The sequence below is a fragment of the Bacillus cereus group sp. BfR-BA-01360 genome (assembly GCF_022663595.1).
Taxonomy (GTDB): Bacteria; Bacillota; Bacilli; order Bacillales; family Bacillaceae_G; genus Bacillus_A; species Bacillus_A cytotoxicus.
The window spans coordinates 1-1,253 of the sequence record NZ_JAKUFV010000066.1; the positions used below are offsets into that span (position 1 = coordinate 1).

Sequence of the window (1,253 nt, forward strand, 5' to 3'; positions counted from 1 at the left end):
TGGAGTTAGTATAGTCATATGGACACAACTTAGTTAAGTCCTTACAATGGATTTCAAGGAGGAAGTGTCCGTATGGCAAACAAGAACTTTAATGAAGAATTTAAAAAGATGGTTGTTGAATTATATCATTCAGACCAATCTGTGAAAGAATTAAGCAGCGAGTATGGTGTATCAGAAGTAACGATTTATAAATGGATTAAAAAATATTCTCCTATCACAACGATTGATGAGGAAGAAATGACTCCAGAAGATCTAAAACGAATGCAAAAAGAAATGCTTCGCCTGAAAGAGGAGAATGAGATATTAAAAAAGGCTATGGCCATATTCGCGAAAAAATAAACGATACAGAATTACATCAATTTATCGATTGTCAAAAAGAAACACACTCTGTTCGTACAATGTGTCAAACACTTGGAATAGCGAGAAGTTCGTATTACCAATCTCAGCACAAAACAGAGTCAAAGCGTAGTCGTGAAAATGAAGAGTTAACCAAACAAATTATACAAATTCATCAAGATAGTGGAGGGCGTTACGGTGCACCGAAAATTCATCAAACCCTATTGGAACAAGGGTTTCAAGTAAGTGTAAAGCGTGTGCAACGACTCATGAAAAAAGAAAATATTCGCTCCATCATCTTAAAGAAATATAAACCACATTCATCAAAATCAACTATAGAAGAACGAATAAATCTACTAGAACAGGACTTCTCTACAACGACAATTAATGAAAAGTGGGTGGCGGATATTACTTATATTCACACGCAAAAAGATGGCTGGTGTTACCTTGCATCAGTGATGGATTTGCATTCTAAGAAAATTATTGGATATTCATTTTCACGAAATATGACAACGAACCTTGTGGTAAAAGCTTTAGAAAACGCTTACCATACACAAAGACCACAAAAAGGGCTCATTTTACATACTGATTTAGGAACACAATATACAAGTCAGGAATTTCAAACTTTACTCGCGAATTATAAAATAAAGCCTTCTTTCAGTAAAAAAGGTTGTCCATACGATAACGCTTGTATTGAGTCATTTCACGCCATTTTAAAGAAAGAAGAAGTATATCGTACAAAATATGTCTCATTTGAAGAAGCAAATCTAGCACTATTTCAATACATTGAGGGATTTTATAATCGTAAGCGAATCCATAGTAGCATCGGTTATAAAACTCCTCAAACAATAGAAGATCTGGCTATAAAAGTAGCTTAGATTTAACTTTTTTGTGTCCAAAATATTGACTCAAATCCA

Annotated in this window: 1 protein-coding gene; it reads left to right on the forward strand. The window is 34.0% G+C overall.

Features of this window, described 5'->3' with window-relative positions:
• The first annotated feature begins 72 nt into the window (after positions 1 to 72).
• A protein-coding gene (locus MR056_RS21900) for an IS3-like element ISBce13 family transposase (RefSeq protein ID WP_094374389.1) occupies positions 73 to 1,214 on the forward strand; the annotation gives its coding sequence in 2 pieces (ribosomal slippage) (positions 73 to 304 and positions 304 to 1,214; 1,143 coding nt in all).
• Positions 1,215 to 1,253 lie beyond the last annotated feature (39 nt).